Annotated in this window: 16 protein-coding genes; 6 read left to right on the plus strand and 10 right to left on the minus strand. The window is 52.7% G+C overall.

All coding sequences use genetic code 11. The annotated features are described in order from the left end of the window. Positions 1–108: 108 nt before the first annotated feature. From ccoP to MWU62_RS12025, 6 genes are all read right to left on the minus strand, one after another. Positions 109–999: a cytochrome-c oxidase, cbb3-type subunit III gene (ccoP, locus tag MWU62_RS12000; protein WP_247115142.1), complete on the minus strand. Its 891-nt coding sequence runs from the start codon at positions 997–999 to the stop codon at positions 109–111. Beyond that, on the minus strand, positions 996–1,181 hold the full coding sequence (locus MWU62_RS12005) for a cbb3-type cytochrome c oxidase subunit 3 (protein ID WP_200361160.1): 186 nt from the start codon (positions 1,179–1,181) through the stop codon (positions 996–998). Before MWU62_RS12005 ends, ccoP begins: the two co-directional genes overlap by 4 nt. Before the next feature lie 4 nt (positions 1,182–1,185). Beyond that, on the minus strand, positions 1,186–1,794 hold the full coding sequence (gene ccoO / locus MWU62_RS12010; protein WP_247115143.1) for a cytochrome-c oxidase, cbb3-type subunit II: 609 nt from the start codon (positions 1,792–1,794) through the stop codon (positions 1,186–1,188). Between the two features lie 14 nt (positions 1,795–1,808). Further along, positions 1,809–3,239, minus strand: a complete 1,431-nt coding sequence (gene ccoN / locus MWU62_RS12015; protein WP_247115144.1) for a cytochrome-c oxidase, cbb3-type subunit I — start codon at positions 3,237–3,239, stop codon at positions 1,809–1,811. A 243-nt stretch (positions 3,240–3,482) separates the two neighbouring features. Further along, positions 3,483–5,309, minus strand: a complete 1,827-nt coding sequence (locus MWU62_RS12020) for a diguanylate cyclase (protein ID WP_247115145.1) — start codon at positions 5,307–5,309, stop codon at positions 3,483–3,485. A gap of 108 nt (positions 5,310–5,417) precedes the next feature. Then, positions 5,418–5,708 carry an antibiotic biosynthesis monooxygenase family protein gene (locus MWU62_RS12025; protein WP_247115146.1) on the minus strand — a complete coding sequence of 97 codons (291 nt, stop codon included), beginning with the start codon at positions 5,706–5,708 and terminating at the stop codon, positions 5,418–5,420. Between the two features lie 85 nt (positions 5,709–5,793). On the opposite strand from MWU62_RS12025, the gene tusA reads away from it, so the two are divergent. Then, entirely contained in the window at positions 5,794–6,033 is a 240-nt protein-coding gene (tusA, locus tag MWU62_RS12030; protein WP_247115147.1) for a sulfurtransferase TusA, read from the plus strand. 36 nt (positions 6,034–6,069) lie between these two features. Here the strand turns inward: tusA and dsbD are convergent, their stop codons facing one another. Next, positions 6,070–7,974 (minus strand): protein-disulfide reductase DsbD, encoded by a 1,905-nt coding sequence (gene dsbD, locus MWU62_RS12035; RefSeq protein WP_247115148.1) that lies wholly within the window; start codon positions 7,972–7,974, stop codon positions 6,070–6,072. A 158-nt stretch (positions 7,975–8,132) separates the two neighbouring features. On the opposite strand from dsbD, the gene MWU62_RS12040 reads away from it, so the two are divergent. The 3 genes from MWU62_RS12040 to pdxB are packed head-to-tail and all read left to right on the plus strand — an operon-like array spanning position 8,133 to position 11,185. After that, a complete protein-coding gene (locus MWU62_RS12040; RefSeq protein WP_247115222.1) occupies positions 8,133–8,714 on the plus strand; it encodes an elongation factor P hydroxylase in 582 nt (193 codons plus the stop codon). 6 nt (positions 8,715–8,720) lie between these two features. Continuing rightward, the gene (locus MWU62_RS12045; protein ID WP_247115149.1) at positions 8,721–10,010 is read left to right on the plus strand and encodes a DEAD/DEAH box helicase; all 1,290 of its coding nucleotides are present in this window, start codon (positions 8,721–8,723) and stop codon (positions 10,008–10,010) included. A 17-nt stretch (positions 10,011–10,027) separates the two neighbouring features. After that, positions 10,028–11,185, plus strand: a complete 1,158-nt coding sequence (gene pdxB / locus MWU62_RS12050) for a 4-phosphoerythronate dehydrogenase PdxB (RefSeq protein ID WP_247115150.1) — start codon at positions 10,028–10,030, stop codon at positions 11,183–11,185. 69 nt (positions 11,186–11,254) lie between these two features. Here pdxB and MWU62_RS12055 read toward each other — a convergent pair whose 3' ends face one another. The 3 genes from MWU62_RS12055 to MWU62_RS12065 all read right to left on the minus strand — a co-directional run bounded on the left by MWU62_RS12055 (position 11,255) and on the right by MWU62_RS12065 (position 13,972). Beyond that, positions 11,255–11,716 (minus strand): hypothetical protein, encoded by a 462-nt coding sequence (locus tag MWU62_RS12055; protein ID WP_247115151.1) that lies wholly within the window; start codon positions 11,714–11,716, stop codon positions 11,255–11,257. Between the two features lie 42 nt (positions 11,717–11,758). Then, the gene (locus MWU62_RS12060; RefSeq protein WP_200361131.1) at positions 11,759–12,973 is read right to left on the minus strand and encodes a pyridoxal phosphate-dependent aminotransferase; all 1,215 of its coding nucleotides are present in this window, start codon (positions 12,971–12,973) and stop codon (positions 11,759–11,761) included. A gap of 195 nt (positions 12,974–13,168) precedes the next feature. Beyond that, positions 13,169–13,972, minus strand: coding sequence for a GntR family transcriptional regulator (locus MWU62_RS12065; RefSeq protein ID WP_247115152.1), 804 nt, complete (start codon positions 13,970–13,972; stop codon positions 13,169–13,171). Positions 13,973–14,189: 217 nt separating this feature from the next. Between MWU62_RS12065 and lldD the strand changes: the two genes are divergently transcribed. Continuing rightward, positions 14,190–15,326, plus strand: coding sequence for an FMN-dependent L-lactate dehydrogenase LldD (lldD, locus tag MWU62_RS12070; RefSeq protein WP_247115153.1), 1,137 nt, complete (start codon positions 14,190–14,192; stop codon positions 15,324–15,326). 21 nt (positions 15,327–15,347) lie between these two features. Beyond that, positions 15,348–18,158 carry an FAD-binding and (Fe-S)-binding domain-containing protein gene (locus MWU62_RS12075; protein WP_247115154.1) on the plus strand — a complete coding sequence of 937 codons (2,811 nt, stop codon included), beginning with the start codon at positions 15,348–15,350 and terminating at the stop codon, positions 18,156–18,158. Positions 18,159–18,175: the final 17 nt, after the last annotated feature.

Consider the following 18,175-nt stretch of genomic DNA (forward strand, 5'->3'; position numbering starts at 1 on the left):
GGGCGCGGTGCCTTTTTAGGGGCAGGTGCTGATCTTTTCAAGCCTGTGCCCGCAAGGGCAGACACAGGGTTGAACAGACCATGCCGAGCCAAAAGCTCGGCAGGAAAGTCAGTTGGACAAGCTGTAAACGTACGCAGCCAGAATCTGGATCTGATCGCTGGAGAGGCGGCCGCTTTGAGCCGGCATCTCGTTCTGGCGACCATGCAGAACCGTTTCCTTGATCCACTCATAGTTGGAACCGTACAGCCACACGTTATCCGTGAGGTTGGGTGCTCCCATCGCTTCTATGCCCTTGCCTTCAGGACCATGACAAGCCACACAGCCTTGTGCGAATACAGCTTTACCCGCTTCAGCGGCTGCAGCATCTTTTTCGCGACCACTGAAGCTCAGCACGTAATTCACTACTTGATCAACCTGCTCGTTAGTCATGTTGGGCATTACGCCCTTGGCTGGCATGTTACCCATGCGACCATTGTGCAGTGTTTGCAGAATAGCCTCGGGTGTACCACCCCATAACCAGTCGTCGTCTGTCAGGTTCGGGAAGCCGACCTGTCCGCGAGCGGCAGAGCCGTGGCAAACAGAGCAGTTATTAGCAAACAAACGTTGACCAATTTTTAGCGCGTCTTCATCTTGCGCAAGTTCTACGACAGGGGTCTGCCCGTACTGAGCGTATATTTCACCATACTTTTCATCAGCGGCGGCAACTTCGGCTTCCCACTGGTTCGTAGATGTCCAATTTAGAAGCCCATTGAAGTTACCTAGACCCGGGTAGAGGGCTAGATAACCAAGCGCAAACACGCACGTACTTAAGTAAAGGTAGAACCACCACTTTGGAAGCGGGTTGTCATACTCTTCGATGCCATCGAAAGAGTGACCCACGGTTTTCTCGGTTTCCACATCGGTTGTCTGGCTCTTGCGAGTAGCGTATAGAAGCCACCAACAGCCAAAGACGGTACCGAGCACGATCACACTGACCCAGATGCTCCAGAAGGTACTCATTGTTTTTTCTCCGTTTTTTCCTGTTCAAGAGTACGCTTTTCCACTTCTTCATCATCGAAGGGAAGATGGGCTGCTTCTTCATTTGCTTTTTTACGGTGCGCACTGAAGGCCCACCAGATGATGCCGATAAAAACCGCCATCACTAAAAGCGTATGCATGCCGCGTAACTCGTTAATATCCATCAAATCACCGTTTGTCTGAAAGAACGGTACCCAGCTGTTGCAAGTATGCGACTAGGGCTTCGATCTCAAACTTACCTTCTAACTCACCTGCCGCACTGGCGATCTGCTCGTCAGTGTAGGGCACACCAAGCGTCTGCAAAGCAGATAGCTTGGCAGCGGTGCCTTTGTGGTTCACTACGTCTTCGAACAGCCACGGGAAAGCAGGCATGTTGGATTCAGGAACTACGCTACGCGGGTTATACAGGTGCTGGCGCTGCCAGGCATCAGAGTAACGGCCGCCAACACGGGCCAGGTCCGGACCTGTGCGCTTGGAGCCCCACAGGAACGGGCGCTCGTAAACGAACTCGCCCGCAACGGAGTAGTGCCCATAACGCTCGGTTTCAGCGCGGAATGGGCGGATTTGCTGGGTATGACAAACGTGACAGCCTTCACGGATGTAGATGTCACGGCCTTCCAGTTCCAGCGCCGAAAGTGGCTCAAGGCCTTCGATCGGCTCATTCACGCTTTTCAGGAAGAACAGCGGCAGTACCTCTGCTAGAAAACCACCACTGATGACCAAGATGATAAAAACAATCATCAGGCCAATATTTTTTTCTACAATTTCGTGTTTCATCTGGTCTCTCTCCGTTACGCCGCCTGAATTGCTGCGTTGTCTTGAGCAGCTGCTTCTTTCTGGCGTACGGTCATGTAGACGTTATAGGCCATGAACAGCATACCGCTCAGGAAGATGACGCCACCAAGGAAGCGTACAAAGTAACCCGGGTAGGATGCTTCAAGACTTTCTACAAAGCTGTAGGTGAGGGTGCCGTCGTCGTTAACTGCACGCCACATCAAACCTTGCATGATGCCGTTTACCCACATGGCAACGATATATAGAACAGTGCCTACTGTCGCTAGCCAGAAGTGCACGTTGATCATGCTGGTGCTGTACATTTCCTTGAGGCCCCAAAGCTTGGGAATCAAGTGGTAAATCGCACCGATACTGATCATTGCAACCCAGCCCAGAGCGCCGGAGTGAACGTGGCCAACAGTCCAGTCAGTGTTGTGGGAAAGCGCGTTAACAGTCTTGATAGACATCATCGGGCCTTCGAAGGTCGACATGCCGTAGAATGACAAGGAAACCACTAGGAAGCGCAGGATGGGGTCAGTGCGCAGTTTGTGCCATGCGCCAGATAGGGTCATCATACCGTTGATCATGCCACCCCAGGATGGTGCAAGCAGAATCAGGGACATAATCATACTGGCTGTTTGAGCCCAGTCTGGAAGGGCAGAGTAGTGCAAGTGGTGGCCACCAGCCCATACGTATGTTGCGATCAGTGCCCAGAAGTGAACGATGGACAGACGGTAGGAGTAAACCGGGCGCCCGGCCTGCTTGGGAACGAAGTAGTACATCATGCCCAGGAAACCAGCAGTCAGGAAGAAACCTACTGCGTTGTGGCCATACCACCACTGCATCATCGCATCGGTTACACCGGCATAAGCAGAGTATGACTTGAACGCACTTACCGGCAACGCCAAGTTATTACCGATATGAAGAACTGCAATGGTAATAATGAAAGCCCCGTAGAACCAGTTGGCTACGTAAATGTGCGGGGTGCTGCGCTTCATGATCGTGCCGAAGAATACTAGGGCGTAGGTAACCCAGACCACTGCAATGGCAATATCAATCGGCCATTCCAATTCCGCGTATTCTTTGGTGCTGGTAAGGCCCAATGGAAGCGTAATTGCTGCAGCAACGATGATTGCGGTCCAGCCCCAGAATGTGAAGGCTGCTAGTTGATCCGAAATCAGGCGCGCCTGACAGGTGCGTTGTACAACGTAGTACGATGTTGCAAACAGTGCACTACCACCAAAGCCGAAGATAACAGCGTTGGTATGCAGCGGTCGCAGGCGACCGAAGTGAGTAAATGGTAAATCGAGGTTGAGGGATGGCCAAACCAGTTGTGCTGCAATCAACACGCCCAGCGCCATGCCTACAATACCCCATACCACTGTCATGATGGCGAACTGTCTTACCACCTTGTAGTTATATGTCAGGTTCGGATTTTGTGTGCTCATAGCCTTACCAATGGGTTCAGAGTGGGGAATTATGCGAGCGCAAGTATGGAGAAACCATTGCCTGTTTGCAATGACGCGGGTCAACTCCTGACATCCGTCAAATGCACCCGAATCAGTGGCATGGCGCCTTTTGGCAAACGCCACACCAGCCGAAGCCCTATAATAGCTCCAGAGTTGTTCAAGGTGAACTTGCCAAAATTGACTAAGAACAAAAAACGCAGCGTTGAAGCGAAAGAATGCGGTTTAAATATCGGCTATTACGGTCTGATTACGCCCTTGGGCTTTGGCTTTGTATAAAGCGCTGTCTGCGCGCTCAAAAAACTCCTGCTGATTCTCATTAGGCAGCAGAGTTGCGATGCCGACGCTCATGGTAAGGCGAGAGTTTGCACCGTCCGGGGCTTCAACTGAGGTAGCGCGAACATCCTCTAACACGGCTTCACAAACTTTTCGTGCGCCCTCAAGGTCCGTGCTTGGCAGTAGCAATGCAAACTCTTCACCGCCAAAGCGAACAGAAGTGTCCCTCGGGCGCGTTGCGTGTTTGGTTAAAATGTCAGCAATCAACTTTAGCCAAGCGTCACCAAACCCGTGGCCCCAGGTGTCGTTGACGGCTTTAAAGTGATCAGCATCCAGAAGAGCTATTGTTAGAGGCTGCCCGGTTCTGCGGGCTTCGGCACATAGTTCTGGCAAAACATTGTCCATGTGGCGGCGATTGTAAAGGCCTGTGAGGGAGTCGTTCAGGCTTAGGGTCGCCAGTTTGCGGTTGGCGTTCTCCAACTCTCGCATGGTTGAGCGCAATTGCGCAGTGCGCTCGTGAACTTTGTATTCCAAGTCATTTCTGGCTTTCTGCTCCACTTCTAACAATTTGTCAGTTAGTAGCCGCCAGCGCTGGACCATAGCGTAGTTCAGCAGGAGAACTTGCCCACCGATTGCGACCTGCATCAACGACTCCCGCGCAAGAAAATCGGCCAAATACCCAAAGGCTGCAGCCGCATAAACCAGCGCCCCAGCCGCCATGACCGCCCAGGCAAGCACATACCACTTCGCGGGCTGGTAGCCCTGCTGCCAACGGCTTATGGCGATGATTGAGAGAATGAATATGATCACCAGCCCAAGTACAGTATTGATAAGGATGGCTTGGCTGTATGGGATGACCATTGTCAGCCCGGTGAAACCGGCACAAATCCAAAGAATTGCTTTCAGGGTTTTATCTGCTCGCGTGTGTGCTGCTACTTCGAGGAACGAACGCCCGAAAAAGGTCATGGCTAAAGCGCAGAGCGCTAGAGTCAAAGGAATGGATGTGTTCGCGAATTTGGGGTTTTCAGGCCAAAAATACTGGTTGGCAAAACCACCCATTGCGAACAGAAAGAGTCCCATAGCCACCATATAAAGGGCGTTGTAAAAATAGTAGGTTGTTCCGGAACTGAAAAATAGGAGTAGGTTGAAAATGGCAAGGATCAGAATGGCGCCGTAAAATAATCCGTGGGTCACCGCCAGATGATTACTTTCAGCGATAACTTCTTCTGGGGTTTCCAGCTTTAGCGGGATGTTTAAGGCACCACTGCTGTGAACCCGGATTGTTATAGAACGGGTTTCGCCGCTGTTAAGGGTTATTGGCAAAAGGAAATAACGGTAATCTACAAGTCTTGAACCAAAGCGATGTTGGTCACCCGTTACCAGTGTGTCTTCAGGCTGATTGCCTCGCCAGAAAGTGACTTCGTCCAGCAATGGGTAGTGGAGATTGAGATACCAGAGCCGCCGTTCACTGCCGTTGTTTCGGATATTTAGCCGTATCCAGTACACCGAACGAGTCTGGCTAAAAACCAACTCGTGCCCTTGAGAGGGTGTCCATTTGATGTGCTCCGGCAATTCCTCCGGATTTGCTGCGGTATGCGCCGGTTCGCCCGGCGAAGATTGGTGGTAGCAAACATAGTACATTAATGAGTTGCGTGCCTGCGCGTCATTTGCATCGACTGCTGGGCACTCGGAGCTTGCCACGGCGACGTTGGCAAGAGCAAGTGCCGGAGTAGTGATGCAAATCATAAGAAAAGCTAGGCGCGCTAAGAGTGACATCAGCATTTTCCGAGAGCATTAGACTTCGAAAGTGTAGCGAATGTGCGCAAGCTGTGTTGTTAAACTGTTTAAAATTATGCGAACTATCACAGGCTTTCGCTTCGAAGGTCAAACGCCGCTTTGTGCAAGTACTGTTATGGCTTCATCTTTATCCATCATGGGAACCAGCTCTGCCATCAGATCGCGCCTGTCATCAGATTGGTACCAGCGATTCCAGTCAGCTTCTGAGCGCCAGTTGGCCAGAGTAATCCTGTGATTGGAGTCGTTGCTGTCGACCAGTGTTTCTCCGGAAATGAATCCTGGTGCAGCAACAGCACGTTGCAAAACCTTTCGGGAGCGCTCCTCATAAGCAGTTTCAAGTGACTCGGCGATATGGCGTTCGATCAGAACCCGGATCATGCAAACCTCCAGATGTTTTAATGGTATAAACAGTAATTTAGCACGTATTTCTAAAAAATCAGGTCATGCAAAATAGGAGTTTTTTGTGAGCACTACCGATTATGACGCCGAGCTTGATGCCTGCGGGCTGTATTGTCCGGAGCCCGTGATGATGTTGCATAACCGCATCAGTGATGTAGCGCCCGGGAAAGTATTGCGGGTAATTGCGACAGACCCCTCAACAACCCGGGATATTCCCAGATTTTGTCAGTTTTTGGGGCATGAATTGGTCAGCCACGTAGAGCAGGGTGATCAGTTCATTTATTTAATACGTCGCGGAGAGTAAAAAAAGTTTCCACGGCTCTGCATTATGTTTATGTCGTTAGATAGACGGCATAAGATTATTCACGTGGTCCATGAACTGACTGCGATTCATTTCGCCCAAAACTCGCTGTTGTGTCATCTCTTCGCCATTGCTGTTGTAGAACAGAATGGCGGGGGGGCCGAACAGGCCCAATTCATCGAGCATTGCCTGTTGCGCGGGCGTGTTGTCCGTCATATCAATTTGTATCAGAGTGAAGGGGTTTAGTAAGGCGGCCACCTCGGCTTTGCTGAACACGTTGCGCTCCATGACTTTGCAGGAAATGCACCAATCTGCGTAGAAGTCCAGCATTACCGGGCGGCCTTCTTGACGAGCTTCCGAGAGCTTGGTCTTGATGTCGGAAGGTGCCTCCACCCGGTTGAATCCCCCGTGGTCATTGTTATACCCGGCTGGACTCACTTGCAGGCCAGTGGAACTTGCCTTGGCGACGAAAGGATCCAGCGGCGCGAGTGGATCATTTGCACCGGCAACGGCTCCTGCCAGTAATGCTATGCCATAGGCAAAAAAGATCAGCCCCAGGCCTTTGCGAGTTCGCTCCCAGCCCGCTTTTGCTGCGTCGAAAGCGCCCAGTTGTACGCCAGTGATAGCAATCAGAACACCCCAAAGTGTAAGTCCAATCCAGCCTGGAACCAGACGTTCAATCAGCCATATAGCAACAGCGATCAGCATTACGCCGTAGAAGTGCTTGACCGTGGTCATCCAGTGTCCTGTGGTTGGCAGAAGCTTGCGTCCACCTACAGCAACCAGAATAAGCGGGACGCCCATGCCCAGCCCAAGGGCAAAAAGTGCTATGCCTCCGATGAACGCATCCTGTGTTGTGGATATATAAAGCAGGCTGCCAGCAAGCGGGGCGGATACGCAGGGAGATACAACCAGAGCGGAAAGGGCGCCTATGCCAAAAACGCTGATAACACGGCCTCCGGTTAGTCGCTGGCTTGCGTCATTCAGGGGCTCTCGGATAAACCGTGGAAGCTGTATTTCGAACACATCGAACATAGACAGCGCAAACACCACAAACATCAGCGCAAATACGCTCAGAACCCAAGGAGACTGAAGCTGTGCCTGCAGGTTGAAGCTAGCCCCCAACAGCCCGGTAATAACGCCAGCCGCCGCATAGGTAAGTGCCATGCCCAAAACATAGCTGCTGGCAAGCAGCAGTGCGTGCCCGGTGGTTTTGGTGTTCTGGTTAGACACCAATGATGAAATAATCGGAACCATTGGTAGCACGCAGGGAGTGAAGGTCAGGCCCAAGCCCAACAGCAGGAATAGGCCGGCAATCATCAAGGTTGACTGCTCAGCCAGAAACCCCGCAAGCCCGGTGGCAGAATTGGTGTCTACCTTGGGGGAGGTGCCCGCCAGTCCGGAGCCGGTGTTTCCCGGTGACTGTGCACCGGGCCCTGAGCTTTGGCTTTGGTAAAACAGTACCTCGCGGGTCTGCGGCGGGTAGCAGAGGCCCGCTTCGGCGCAGCCTTGATAGGTGACTTCGAAACGGGCTTCCCGTGTATTGTCCGGAAGCGTTACCGGAACACGGGCTTCGATAGGGTCGAAAAAAACGGTGGTTTTACCGAAGAACTCGTCTTCGGTCTCAGTGCCCGGGCTGGAATAAATAGGTACGCCGGCACTGGCGCCCTCATCTAACGCCTTAATACTGATTCGGTCTCGGTATAAATAGTGTTTGGGTGTAATGTCCCAGAATAATACGATCGCATTGTCATCCGTGGTGTGGCTGAAAGGAAGCGCTTCGTCCACAGGGAGAAACTGGTTGCTCTGGCCACCGAAAAGAGAGTTGCTGCTGCCAAAAGCCCAAGATGGGGTTGTAATGAGCAGCAGCAGAACAAGAAAAAACAGGCTTGCGAGGGAGATCTTGTGGCGAGCGTTGCTGGATGCGATGGATAGGGCTGTCATTGAGTCCACAGTTTCCCGGTAAATGTCTTGGTAGAGAAGGGCCTGATCATACAAAGTATGCCAGTGCCCCGATCGATGCTTGCGAGGGAGTGGACACAGTGGCCCCTAGAAAGTTCCCTCTGGCATTGGGCGCATTAAAGTCGCACAATAGCGTCCCAATGAATCACAGTCCCAACGATCTTATCATGTTGTTTAATGGCCTGTTCCGGGAAGCATTTCGGACTATTTTGGTCAAAGGCGACAACGAACCTGAATACCTGCCAGCAGGCGGTACCGATGACGTTGCGCAGGTTGTGTTCGCCCACGGCTATTATGCCAGCGCGCTTCATGAAATTAGCCATTGGTGCATTGCAGGTGAGCACCGGCGCACACTCCACGATTACGGGTATTGGTACTGTCCTGATGGCCGAACATCTGCGCAACAGAAGGCTTTTGAGCAGGTTGAAGTAAAGCCGCAAGCGATTGAATGGCTTTTTTCTGCAGCTGCAGGCTCACGCTTTCATATTAGCGTAGACAACCTCTCTGGAGGTGGTGCATCTGATGAGCACGGCTTTCGGTGCAGGGTGTTGGCTCAGGCAGAGGACTATCTAGCCAGCGGTCTGCCAGAGCGGGCGCAGGCCTTTTTTGATACGCTTAAATCGTTTTACGGGACTGGCGCAAGCTTCAGTAAAGCTTGGCGTGAAGACGCCAGACGTGTGGTTCCGTTATATTTTGCAAAAGAACATTTTGAGGCAAATTGAGACCCCATGACATCTGACCCAAAGCACACCGGCGATCTAAGATTCACTGACCTGAATCTGGACAAGCGCCTATTGGACGCCATTGCTGCCATTGGTTTTGAATACTGCACACCAATACAGGCTGAAACTCTGCCCTGGACGCTGGCATGTGAAGACTTGATTGGCCAAGCCCAGACAGGTACCGGCAAAACAGCCGCTTTCCTTATTACCGCCATTCAGAGCTTGTTGGAGACCCCTATACCTGAGGGAGACCGCTTTGCATCGGAACCTCGTGTGCTGGCGTTGGCGCCAACCCGTGAATTGGCCATGCAGATTGCTAAGGATGCTGAAGAGCTATGCAAGCACACAGGCCATAACGTAGTTACCGTTGTGGGCGGAATGCACTACGACAAACAGCGGGAACAGCTGCACAACGGAATCGTTGATATTCTTGTGGCAACCCCCGGCCGCTTGATTGATTTTCTCGGCTCTCAGGATGTGTTTCTCGATCAGCTCGACATCCTTATTCTGGATGAGGCGGATCGGATGCTGGACATGGGCTTCATACCAGACGTTAAGCGCATTATCCGCAAATGCACACCCAAGGATGAACGCCAGACGCTGCTGTTCAGTGCCACGTTCAATCAGGACGTTCTGAACCTTGCGTCTATGTGGACCAGTAATGCCGAGTTTGTCGAAATTGAGCCGGAACAGAAAACCGCTGAACGGGTTGAGCAAACGGTTTACATGGTTGGTGATGACGAAAAGCTGCCAGTGCTGGTGAACTATCTCAAGCGTCCTGAGGTTGAAAAAGCCTTGGTGTTTGCCAACCGCCGTGATCAGTGTCGGGATCTTGAAGAGGATTTGCGCAATCAAGGCGTTAAAGTTGCACTAATGTCTGGAGAGATTGCTCAGGCAAAGCGCTTGAAAACGCTTGATCAGTTCAAAGCCGGCAGCATTCAAGTGCTAGTGGCTACGGATGTTGCCGGGCGCGGAATCCATGTAAACGGCGTTACCCATGTATTCAATTATAACCTTCCAGACAGCGCTGAAGATTACGTGCACCGAATCGGGCGTACCGGTCGGGCTGGCAAAACTGGCGTGTCAGTCAGTTTTGCGGGCGAGGATGATTCCTTCGGGCTTCCGGCTATCGAGAAATATATCGGCCAGAAACTGAAAACAACTGTGCCCGAAGAAGAGTTGATGGCTGAAATGCCTAACCCGCCAATTACCCGTAAGCGTGGCCGTCGTCCGTCGCAAGGCGCGGGTGGCCGGAGTCCGGGCGGGCGCGGTGGCCCACGTCCACGCAGGAACTGATGGGGCGGAGCCTTCGCATGTTGATTGTCGCAGATGAGAATATTCCGCTTTTGGACGCATTTTTCGGTGACATAGGCGAAATCCGCCGCGTCTCCGGGCGTACTATGAGTTCCGAAGATGTTAAGGATGCTGATGTGCTTCTGGTTCGGTCCGTCACCCGGGTGGACAGCGATCTGCTTGAAGGCAGTCGGGTGCGCTTTGTCGGCACCGCGACCATAGGAACCGACCATGTAGATCTTGGTTGGCTTAAGGAAAAGGGGATTCGATTTTCTGCCGCGCCAGGATGTAACGCCAATAGCGTTGTGGATTATGTGCTTGCGGTTTTGTCCTTGTATGCAGAGCGCTGCGCACTGGACGACTGGTCACAACTCAGCGTCGGCATTGTCGGCGTAGGGAATGTTGGAGGGGAACTTGCGGAAAAGCTGTCCCGTCTCGGTTTTACCGTCAAACTTTGCGACCCGCCACGCGCCGACCGTGAGCCTGAGAGCGAACACAGGTTTGTTGCTTTGGATGAGGCGTTGGCTTGTGACGTTGTTTCTCTGCACACCCCACTGACCCGTGACTCGGCATATCCAACCTATCACATGGTGGGTGAACAGCAACTTGCCGGGATGAACTCGGAACAGCTTCTTATTAATTCCGGGCGTGGCGAGGTGATTGACTGCGCTGCACTTGGGAAGTGTCTGGCGGGGGCTAACGCACCCTTGGTTGCTCTCGATGTTTGGGAGCAGGAGCCAAGGATAAACCCGGATCTGGTGAGTAAAGTTTGGTTGGCCACGCCCCATATTGCAGGTTATAGCTTAGAGGGCAAGGTGCAGGGAACAGAGATGATTTATCAGGCTGCATGCCAGTTTCTTGGCCTACCAACGCGAAAAAAGGCCGGACAGTTTCTGCCCGAGCCAGCGTTAAGCAAAGTATCGTTTACAAGCGCCGCCGATGAACATGCGGCAGTCCGAATTGCATTGCGTGCCTGCTATGACCCGCGTCAGGATGATGCGCGCTTGCGTAATGCAATGAAGAAACCCTCAGCTGATGATCGGGGAACGGCTTTTGACCGTCTGCGCCGCGACTACCCTGTACGGCGGGAGTGCTCGAGCTTAAAAGTTCAGCTCAAAGGTACGAGCAAATCCTTGCAGGACAGCTTTCGCGCTATCGGTTTTAAGCTGAAAATATAATGGGTTGCTATGAATGGGCGGGGGCTTTAAGCCCCCGTTTTGCTTTTCTAAGGCGGTGATTTACCGGGTTTACTTGCTGGCGAAGAGAGTCGCCCGAACAGCATGGCCAATGCGCAGGGAGTGGCGACTTTTAAGTGCAGTTCGCACCAGATGAACATGGCTAGAGAGATCTTCTCTTAAAGATGGTGGCAAAGGCTCTACAGCGAGGTCTTCGGGGTGGCTCAGCTCTTGAACGAGCGCGTCGGGCGCAGGCGAGCTAAGGCGTACAAAGGCCTCTTGGGTAAGAACTGCTTGGTCAAGGGCCTCCTGCCGGATGGTGTCAACGTACCGGAGAAACCCTTCTTCTGCCAGCCATAACAATGTGCCAAAGCAGGCCATGTGGCGCTTGCTGTGTAAGCCAAACTCATCCGGCTCGTCCGGGCCAGCGATATCCTCTACGAACAAATTTACCCGCCTCGGAAAAGCCCCGTACAGTTGAACCAGAGCTATGGCGGCATCTTTGTAAAACTCTTCAACGTGGATGTCGGCCATGAGCGAATCCGTCCTGCCTGTGCATTTTACTGTCGGTGCGCTTCACTGTCGGTAGTTTGCCAAAAAGTTACCCAGTCTACCCATTGCGTCTTCAAGCGTGTCTTTGCGGGGCAGGAAGACAACCCGAAGGTGTTGTTTGTCATCAATGTTGAAGGCGGAGCCTTGAACCAGAAGTATTTTTTCCTGCAATAGTAAATCTAGAACCAGTTTTTCGTCATTTGCGACCGGGAACTTTTTCGGATCTAGTCTGGGGAACAGGTACAGAGCGCCCTGAGGCTTTACGCAGCTAACCCCGGGAATATCATTGAGCATTCGCCAGGCGGTTTCCCGCTGCTCATAAAGCCTGCCTTCAGGGGCCACCAAATCGTTAATCGACTGGTAGCCGCCCAGCGCTGTTTGTATCGCCAGTTGCGCTGGAACGTTGGCACACAGGCGCATGTTCGAAAGCATGTCTATGCCTTCAATCAGGTCTTTAGCCCGGTGCTTTGCGCCGCTAATAATCATCCAGCCAGAACGATAGCCGGCAGCGCGATAGTTCTTTGACAGCCCGTTGTAGGTAAAAAATAGCACGTCGTCGGCCAGCGATGCTGTGGAGACGTGCTGGGTGCCGTCGTACAAAATCTTGTCGTAAATCTCGTCAGAGAGAATAATCAGATTATGCTTACGAGCCAGTTCAATAACCTGCTCAAGAAGCTCTTGGCTATAAACGGCGCCTGTGGGGTTGTTGGGGTTGATCAATACAATGGCGCGGGTGCGACGAGTGATTTTTTTACGGATATCGTCAATGTCCGGAAACCAGTTTTGCTCCTCGTCGCAGCGATAGTGCACGGGCTTACCGCTAGAGAGCGTTACAGCGGCTGTCCAGAGAGGGTAATCCGGGGCTGGTATAAGTACTTCGTCGCCGGTATTAAGCATGGCCTGCATCGACATCACTATGAGTTCGCTGACGCCGTTGCCCAGAAAGATATCGTCGATATCGACCTTGTCGATGCCCCTCTGCTGGCAATAATGCATCACTGCTTTGCGGGCCGAAAACAAGCCCTTAGACTCAACATAGCCCTGCGCCTGATGCATGTTATAGATAACGTCCTGCTGAATCTCCTCAGGAACGTCCAGCTCAAACGCCGCAGGGTTGCCGATGTTGAGTTTAAGTACCCGGTGGCCTTCTTCTTCCAACCGACGCGCTTCACGCATCACTACGCCACGTATTTCGTAACACACGTTATCCAATTTGGCGGATTTGTAGTAGTTCTGCATAAGACCCGGGCTTCCTCAGTCAGTAAACGTAATACAGGCACCTGCAATTCAGGCAAGCGACTATTCTAGCGGAGGCGAGGGCTACGGCAACAGGGTAATTGTGATGAATTATGGCAAGTTAGCGTTATATCCTATTAATTTACACTTGCGTTAACGGCGGCGCTTTTCATTAGCCGCATTTTTGTGAAGTGTTTTCTATGTTTTGAGTGGTGATTGCCCTTTATCGAATTCATCCAAAAAGCGATGGCGCTCCGCTCGGGCTGTTCTGGTTTCTGCTTCAAGGCTGTGTGCCAATACTTCCTGTACATAGCTAATGTGCTCACCGGCGATGCGTCGAGCTTCGTCGGGTTGGTTTTCCATGATCGCCGTGAACAGCTCAAAGTGCTGTTTCACCAACCGTTCGCGTGCTTCATCCCGTAATTGATAAATGCCTCCAATGTTGGTGGCCACATTACGTTTAAGCATATCGAGTAGTCCGCGCATGGTGTGTATTAAAACCATGTTATGACTGGCTTCCGCGATGGCCATATGAAACCGGGCGTCTGCAGCGCTTTCTTTGACGCGTGCGTCGCTGGACTGAGGGCTTGCGCTATAGCAGGCATGGAGGTCGTCAAAGGCTACTTGCAGATGTTGTCGATCAAGATCAGTGGCGCGCAAAGCGGCGTAGTATGCGCAATCCGCTTCCAGTGTGTGGCGAAACTCGAGCAAGTCTTTGTGTACTTCCGGGCTGTTTTCCATCAGTGCCAATAGTGGATCACTGAAACTGGAACCGAGTTTGTTACTGACAAAGTTACCGCCGCCTTGACGGCTAACTAGAAGTCCTTTTGCCACTAGCTTTTGAACGCCTTCCCTCAACGAAGGGCGTGATACGCCGAACTGATCAGCCAACACCCGCTCCGGGGGTAGGCGTTCGCCGGGTTTTAGGGCTCCCTCCAGAATCATGGTCTCCAACCGTTCGACGATGGTGTCTGACAGTCTACGCTGTTGAATTAGTGACATTCTCACCTACCTTGACTTTGGTAAGACCAAAATCTTTTAGATCCAATTTCAGGCTACAGTGTTGGTGCGCCAGCATTACACTATAGACCAATGAAAAGTCGGTTTTGTTTGACATAGTGCTTGAATGTTTTTTAACCTATAAACATTGATTTGTAAATTGGTATTACCAATTATTTTTCTTGCAGTGCTGGTTCGCATCAACGAAAGAGAGCGCCTGATGATCATTTCTGCTTCCACTGATTACCGTGCCGCCGCCAAACGCAGGCTGCCGCCCTTTTTGTTCCATTACATCGACGGCGGGTCCTATAGCGAACACACGCTTAAGCGCAACGTTGACGACTTGTCGGGGATTGCTCTGCGTCAGCGGGTTCTCAATGACATGACCGAGCTAGACCTAACCACTGATTTGTTCGATGAGGCACTGTCTATGCCGGTGGCTTTGTCTCCGGTGGGTCTGACAGGCATGTATGCTCGGCGCGGAGAGGTTCAGGCTGCCCGTGCTGCCGCTAATTTGGGCGTGCCGTTCACCATGTCGACTGTTTCGGTGTGTCCGATTGAAGAGGTCGCCCCCGCCATCAGTCGGCCCATGTGGTTTCAGCTGTATGTTTTGAAAGACCGGGGCTTTATGCGCAATGCCTTGGAGCGGGCTAAAGCTGCCGGTGTAACAACCTTGGTGTTTACGGTGGATATGCCGGTGCCGGGCGCTCGTTATCGGGATGCTCACTCCGGCATGAGTGGGCCCTGTGCAGCGCCCCGGCGCATATTGCAAGCAATGACCCATCCACACTGGGCGCTGAACGTGGGCTTGCTTGGTAAGCCTCACGATCTAGGCAACATTTCTGCCTATCGGGGCAACCCGACGGGCCTCGCGGACTACATTGGCTGGCTGGGAGATAACTTTGATCCCTCCATCTGCTGGAAAGATCTTGAGTGGATTCGCGAATTTTGGGATGGGCCTATGGTTATCAAAGGCATATTGGATCCTGACGACGCCCGCGATGCACGCAGCTTTGGTGCAGATGGCATTATTGTGTCGAATCATGGAGGTCGCCAGCTTGACGGCGCACTTTCTACTTGCCGAGCATTGCCCCCGATAGCAGATGCGGTAAAAGGCGACATGAAGATACTGGTCGACTCTGGCATTCGCACAGGGTTGGATGTACTGCGAATGCTCGCCTTGGGCGCTGACTGCACCATGCTAGGACGCGCCTATATTTATGCGTTGGCTGCCGATGGCGAAGCTGGCGTTACCAATCTGCTGAAGCTGATTGAAAACGAAATGCGCGTTGCCATGGTGCTAACCGGAGCGCGAACCATCGCTGATGCAAGCTCTGAGTTGCTGGTTCAGCCATAGATGAGTGATCAGAGGGTTGTTATGAGTTTGCCAGCCGATTTTGTGAGTGCCGTAAATCAAATAATTCCTGCAACGCGCCGTTTTGATGATCCGTTATCGACACTGGCGTTCGGAACGGATGCTAGTTTCTACCGTTTGATACCGAAACTGGTTGTGCGGGTGAGCGAAGAGCAGGAGGTTGTTGCGCTGTTGCAGCTGGCTGGCGAACATGGAGTGCCCGTGACTTTTCGTGCTGCGGGCACCAGCCTTTCGGGGCAAGCCATTAGCGATTCGCTGCTGATTGTATTGGGTGACGGCTGGAGCCAGCGGAATGTTTTGGATAAGGGGGCGCGCATTCGCCTTCAGCCCGGCGTTATTGGAGCACAAGCCAACGCCGCGCTGGCCCCCTTGGGTCGCAAAATTGGCCCAGATCCCGCTTCGATCAATGCCTGTAAAATTGGCGGTATTGTCGCCAATAATGCCAGTGGAATGTGCTGTGGCACTGCCCAAAATAGCTACCAAACCCTCCATGCTATGCGGCTGGTGCTTGCAGATGGCAAAGTGCTCGACAGTGAAGACCCCGACAGCGTGGCAGATTTCCGCAGCAGTCACCGTGAATTGCTAGCTCAGTTGGAACAATTGGGCCGTGACACCCGAGCCAACAGTCCGTTAGCTGAGCGTATTCGCCATAAATACCGGATGAAAAATACCACCGGTCTGTCACTGAATGCCTTGGTAGACTTTGACGACCCGCTGGATATTCTGCTCCACCTGATGGTGGGCTCCGAGGGGACTTTGGGCTTTATTAGCTCGGTTACTTACAACACAGTGCCAGAGTACCCGCACAAAGCTACCGCCTTGGTGGTGTTCGAAAGTGTAGAGGAATGCTGCCGTGCTGTGCCGCTACTGAAGCAACAGCCGGTAGATGCGGTAGAGCTCTTGGACCGGCGAAGCATGCGCGCCGTGGAAGATCAGGATGGTCTACCCGAGTGGGTAAAAGCGCTTTCGCAGAATGCTTGCGCCTTGCTGATTGAAACCCGTGCTGCCAGTCAGTCGATACTGCACGAACAGATCGAGCGGGTGCGCTCGGTATTGGCGCCTTTCGCGGTGGAAAAGCAGGTGGCGTTCACCGAGGATGCAACGCTATCGAACAAACTCTGGGCCATTCGCAAAGGTACGTTTCCCGCTGTTGGCGCGGTGCGCCCTAATGGCACCACGGTAATCATCGAAGATGTTACTTTTCCTATTCCTCAGCTGGCCGAAGGTGTTAAACGGCTGACCAAACTGTTTGAAAAACACGATTACCATGAAGCGATCCTTTTCGGGCATGCTCTGGAAGGTAACCTGCATTTTGTATTTACCCAGAGCTTTGAAGATCCTGCTCAAGTGGCCCGTTACGAAGCATTTATGGGTGAAGTTGCCCAAATGGTGGCTGTGGAGTTTGGTGGCTCGTTAAAAGCGGAGCACGGAACCGGGCGGAATATGGCGCCTTTTGTGGAGCTGGAGTGGGGCAGTGATGCCTATCAACTGATGTGGAAAATAAAGCGCCTGCTGGACCCACAAGGCATTCTTAATCCGGATGTGGTGCTGTCGAAGGATCCCGATATTCATTTAAAGAATCTCAAACCGCTACCGGTGGCCAATGAGATTATCGACAAATGCATAGAGTGCGGCTTTTGTGAGCCCGTGTGCCCGTCCCACGGCTTAAGCTTGAGCCCGCGTCAGCGCATAGTGATTTGGCGAGACATTCAGGCTAAAAAGCGAATGGGCGTAGATACGCATGAGCTCGAAAAAGCCTACCAGTATCAGGGCATAGACACCTGTGCCGCCACGGGTCTGTGTGCCCAGCGCTGCCCGGTTGGGATTAATACCGGTGACTTGGTGCGTGAGCTGCGCGCCGATCAGGCGCAGGCTCACCGACGCGCCGACTGGCTGGCAGAACACTTCGCCGGTGCGTTAAAAGGGGTTCGGTTGGTTCTTGCGGCGGCGGATAACGCAAACCGACTTTTGGGCGCACCGCGTTTGCAGCGTTGGACCGAAACCAGTAAAAAACTCAGCGGCGGTCGCGTTCCGTCGTGGAATCCAGCTATGCCGCAACCGGTAAGATGGGTGGAACACACAAAACTGCCGGCCGATACTTCACGCCCTCGCGTGGTGTATTTGCCGTCCTGCGCCTCCCATACCCTGGGGCCATCTCGTTCCGACAGCGAGCAGGTTCCATTGTTAGCGAAAACCCGTCAGCTGTTGGAAAAAGCTGGCTACGAGGTGGTGTTTCCAGACGCTATGGATTCGCTGTGCTGCGGCCAGCCTTTCGCCTCTAAAGGTTACCCACAACAAGCGGACCGTAAACGGGCTGAAATGCTGGCAGCGGTGAAACGTGCCAGCCGTGAGGGCTTGGACCCAATCTACTGTGATACCAGCCCCTGCACACTGCGGTTGCTGCAAGAGCAGAATCAAGGTCTGGATATATACGACCCGGTGCGTTTTATTCGTAGTCACCTATTCGACCGACTTGAATTCACACCGCAGACTGAATCAGTCGTGGTGCATGTTACCTGCAGCACTCAACACTTGGGCGAAGGGCTGGCACTCATAGAGATTGCCCGTAAGTGCAGCATGAACGTAGTGGTGCCGGAAGATATACACTGCTGCGGCTTTGCGGGAGACAAGGGCTTTACCCTTCCGGAACTAAACGATCATGCACTGCGCTCTTTAAAACCTGTGGCTCAGCACTGTACAGAAGGGGTATCAACTAGCCGAACCTGTGAAATTGGTTTGAGCAGTCACAGTGGCGTGGATTATCACAGCTTGGTGTATTTGGTTGACCGAGTAACCCGCCCGAGCTCTCAGTGATAGTGAATCTGAGCTGA

The organism is Marinobacter sp. S6332 (genome assembly GCF_023016045.1).
Taxonomy (GTDB): domain Bacteria; phylum Pseudomonadota; class Gammaproteobacteria; order Pseudomonadales; family Oleiphilaceae; genus Marinobacter.